The sequence below is a fragment of the Paraburkholderia sp. genome (assembly GCF_035656215.1).
Taxonomy (GTDB): domain Bacteria; phylum Pseudomonadota; class Gammaproteobacteria; order Burkholderiales; family Burkholderiaceae; genus Paraburkholderia.
In genome coordinates this window covers 1-4,146 of sequence record NZ_DASRSY010000140.1, presented here as the reverse complement: position 1 = coordinate 4,146, position 4,146 = coordinate 1, and the positions used below count along the sequence as shown (strand labels likewise).

The window sequence follows — 4,146 nt, the reverse complement described above, 5'->3', positions numbered from 1 at the left end:
ATTCAGAAAATGATCGCCAACAATCAGTTCGGCCTCGGCGGTTTCAAGCTGGTCGAATCGAGTGAAGCGGGCATGCTGGTGTCGGTGGATCGCGCCATTCGTGAGAAGAAATGGGTGGTGTTTCTCGGGTGGGAACCGCATCCGATGAATATCCAGATCGATATGAAATACCTCACCGGCAGCGACGGCGTATTCGGTCCGAACGATGGCGAAGCGCGCGTTTATACGCTGACGTCCCCCGACTTTCTGACGCGGTGCCCGAACGCGGGCAAGCTCGTGAGCAATCTGCGCTTTTCGACGCAACTGGAGAACGTGGTGATGCAGTCGGTGATGAACAAGGAGAAGCCCGCCGATGCCGCCAAAGCGTATCTGAAGAAGAACCCGCAAGTACTGGACGCGTGGCTCGCGGGCGTGAAAACCTATGACGGTAAAGACGGCTTGCCGGCAGTGAAAACTTTTCTCGGACTTTGACGGGGTCGCCTGGACGGGGTCGCCTGGACGGGGCCGCCTGGACGCGGTCAGCTTAGACGCGGTTTAGAACCAGTCCGGCTCTCATCCATCGAGTCGCGCATTTCAATCCACAGGAACTAGCACGCATGAATCATGAAGTCATCGTGACCTGCGCCATCACCGGCGCGGGCGATACGGTCGGCAAGCATCCGTCCATTCCCGTCACGCCGAAGCAGATCGCCGAAGCCGCTATCGAAGCCGCGAAAGCTGGCGCCACTGTTGCGCATTGCCACGTCCGCGATCCGAAGACCGGACGCGGTAGCCGCGATCCGCAGTTATATCGCGAGGTCGTCGACCGGATCCGCTCGTCAGGCACCGACGTGATCATCAATCTGACGGCGGGCATGGGCGGCGATCTCGAGATCGGGGCTGGCGAGGAACCGATGCGCTTCGGCGCGGGAACCGACCTGGTAGGCGGTTTGACGCGGCTCGCGCACGTCGAGGAGTTGCTGCCGGAGATCTGCACGCTCGATTGCGGCACGCTCAATTTCGGCGACGGCGACTACATCTACGTGTCGACACCCGCGCAATTGCGCGCCGGCGCAAAGCGCATCCAGGAACTCGGCGTGAAGCCGGAACTGGAGATCTTCGACACCGGCCATCTATGGTTCGCGAAGCAATTGCTCAAGGAAGGCTTGCTCGACGCGCCACCGTTGTTTCAGATCTGCCTCGGCATTCCATGGGGCGCGCCTGCCGATACCACGACGATGAAAGCGATGGCGGACAGCCTGCCGCCTGGCGCGCACTGGGCCGGATTCGGCATCGGCCGCATGCAGATGCCGATGGTCGCGCAGGCGATGCTCCTCGGCGGCCACGTGCGGGTCGGCCTTGAAGACAACATCTGGCTCGATAAAGGTGTGCATGCAACGAACGGCACGCTGGTGCAACGCGCGGTCGAAATCATCGAACGGCTTGGCGGGCGCGCGCTGACACCCGCAGAAGGTCGCCGCAAACTCGGCTTGCCCGCGCGTGGCGAGCGGCAGTTGGAACGGCGTGTGGCTGGACAGTACGCGTGAATATGGCGCGTATCCGTTGCGCCTGATAGGGCGCGCTTCGAAATCTTAGAACTCGCAGGCAAAGGAAACGTCAGCAATGGCAGTGATCGTCGATATCAAAACATTTGCAGCAATCGGCGTGGGCGTGATCGGCGGCGGCTGGGTGGCGCGAGCGCTCGCGCACGGGCTCGATGTCGTCGCGTGGGACCCCGCTCCCGGCGCGGAGAAACAGTTGCGCGAGAACATCGCGAATGCGTGGCCGGCATTGGAACGCGTCGGCTTGTCGGAAGGCGCAACGCCCGAGAGATTGCGCTTCGTCGATACGATTGAAGCCTGCGTCGAACAGGCGGATTTCATTCAGGAAAGCGCGCCCGAACGAGAAGCATTGAAGCTCGCCTTGCACGAGCAGATCAGCCGTGCGGCGAAGCCGGATGCGATCATCGCTTCATCCACTTCCGGCCTGCTGCCGAGCGATTTTTACGCACGGGCGGTGAATCCGCAGCGTTGCATCGTCGGGCACCCGTTTAATCCGGTCTATCTGCTGCCGCTCGTCGAAGTGGTCGGCGGTGAACTCACCGCACCGGCAACCATCGACGCCGCGATGCAGGTTTATCGTTCACTGTCGATGCGACCGCTCCTCGTGCGCAAGGAAGTGCCCGGATTTATCGCCGACCGTTTGCTCGAAGCACTCTGGCGCGAGGCGCTGCATCTGGTCAACGAAGGCGTGGCGACCACGGGCGAAATCGACGATGCTATCCGCTTCGGCGCGGGAATCCGCTGGTCGTTCATGGGCACGTTCCTGACGTACACGCTGGCGGGCGGCGATGCGGGTATGCGCCACTTCATGCAGCAGTTTGGACCGGCTTTGGAGCTGCCCTGGACTAAACTGGTAGCACCGCAGCTAACTGATGAATTGATCGATCGGGTGGTGGACGGAACGTCTGAGCAGGTCGGGTCGCGCTCGATCAAGCAGCTTGAGCGCTATCGGGATGACTGCATTACGAGTGTGCTGACGGCGATTGAAGCGGCTAAGGCGCGGCATGGGTTGCTTCCTTCGGAGTGAGGCTGCGTGCGGGACGATGCGCCGCCTCGCCTGAATGCGTCGGCAGCGCACAATCGCAGCGGCCCGTGCCATTCATAGAGATGAAGGAGAATAATTGCATATGCCGGACCACGCTTTGCTGCCCTGCTATCGCGACATCGTTCGCGCCGAATGGGTCGATTACAACGGCCATCTACGCGACGCGTTCTATATGCTGATTTTTAGCTTCGCGACAGACGCATTGATCGATGTGATCGGGCTGCCTGATTCAGTGCGTAAGGCGCGTAACCGCTCGATCTATACGCTCGAAGCGCATATCAACTATCTGCATGAAATCAAGGAGGGTGTGCAGGTTCGCGTCGATATGCGCGTGCTGGGGCATGATGCGAAGCGGCTGCATCTTTACCTCGAGATGTTCGATGATGATGGCGTTGAACCGGTGGCCGCGGGAGAGCAGATGCTGCTGCATGTAGATACGGGCGGCCCGCGCGCTGTTGCCTTCGACCCGGACGTCGAGGCACGCGTGCGCGAGTTGGCGCAAGCGCATACTGTGCTGCCGGCGCCCAGGTTTGCAGGGCGCCTGATTGGATTGCCTGTAAAGACGCCGCCTTATGGGAGTCAGCATGCTTGAACCTGAGATTGCCGCGTTCATCGAACGGACCGCTGCAATCTATGCGGGACATTCGACCTCATTGCCACCGAGCGAGCAGCGCGCGATTTACGATCGCTTTGCGGCTGCGCTCACGCCGCCGTTACCAACCGATGTAATCGTCGAAGACGCCGTGTTTCAGGCAAGCGCGGGCCATCCGATCAGGCTGCGGCGCTATCGAAATCGCTTAAACGCAAACGGAACGATCCGCGGTACCGTCCTGTACTTTCACGGTGGCGGCTTCGTGCTCGGATCATTGGAAAGTCATCAAATCGTGACCGCACGTATTGCCGCGGATACCGGCCTCGATGTGATTGCAGTCGATTACCGGCTTGCGCCTGAGCACCGCGCTCCAGCCGCCCATGACGATTGTCTGGAGGTCACGCTCGCGGCATTGAACGGCCGTTTGCCGTTTGATTCACTCGCGGAAAATGCGCTGCAACTGGCGGGCGATAGTGCCGGCGCCAATCTCGCTGCCAGCGTGGCGATCCGGTTGCGCGATGACGGTATTCAAGGCATACACGGACTTGCAACGGTCTATCCAATGCTTGGCACCGAACCGCAAATGCCCGCGCGCGACGACGAAGCGCATGCGCCGATGCTCACGCTTGCTGATGTCCGTGCGTTTCGCGATCTATATTGGGGCGAACGCGTGCCCTATCCCGCGTGGACCGTACCGCTGGACGCGGTGCGCTTCGACGGTCTGCCGCCGACGCTTGCCATAGGTGTTGAACACGATCCGTTGCGCGACGATGCGCGGGTGTTTGTCGAGCGCGTCATTGCGGCCGGCGGAGAGGCACGATTGTGGATTGGCGCCGGGCTCGTACATGGCTGCTGGCGTGCGCTTGAATCGAGCCCTGGTGTACAGGCGCTACATCGCCATGTCTGTCAGTTTCTAGGCGCGCATTCCGTCACGCAGTGACGGCTCAGGCTGCCACAAGCGAGTCAAG

5 protein-coding genes are annotated in these 4,146 nt (G+C 61.1%); all 5 read left to right on the top strand.

The genetic code is table 11. The features are described 5' to 3' along the window. On the top strand, positions 1-471 hold a 471-nt coding region (locus VFE81_RS08040), incomplete at its 5' end, for a glycine betaine ABC transporter substrate-binding protein (RefSeq protein ID WP_325044091.1). Between the two features lie 125 nt (positions 472-596). Next, positions 597-1,526 carry a 3-keto-5-aminohexanoate cleavage protein gene (locus VFE81_RS08035; protein WP_325044090.1) on the top strand — a complete coding sequence of 310 codons (930 nt, stop codon included), beginning with the start codon at positions 597-599 and terminating at the stop codon, positions 1,524-1,526. A gap of 76 nt (positions 1,527-1,602) precedes the next feature. Beyond that, positions 1,603-2,568, top strand: a complete 966-nt coding sequence (locus tag VFE81_RS08030; RefSeq protein ID WP_325044089.1) for an L-carnitine dehydrogenase — start codon at positions 1,603-1,605, stop codon at positions 2,566-2,568. Positions 2,569-2,668: 100 nt separating this feature from the next. Next, a complete protein-coding gene (locus VFE81_RS08025) occupies positions 2,669-3,178 on the top strand; it encodes a thioesterase family protein (RefSeq protein ID WP_325044088.1) in 510 nt (169 codons plus the stop codon). Next, complete coding sequence (locus VFE81_RS08020) at positions 3,171-4,118, top strand: alpha/beta hydrolase (RefSeq protein ID WP_325044087.1); 948 nt, start codon at positions 3,171-3,173, stop codon at positions 4,116-4,118. Before VFE81_RS08025 ends, VFE81_RS08020 begins: the two co-directional genes overlap by 8 nt. The last annotated feature ends 28 nt before the right edge of the window (positions 4,119-4,146 follow it).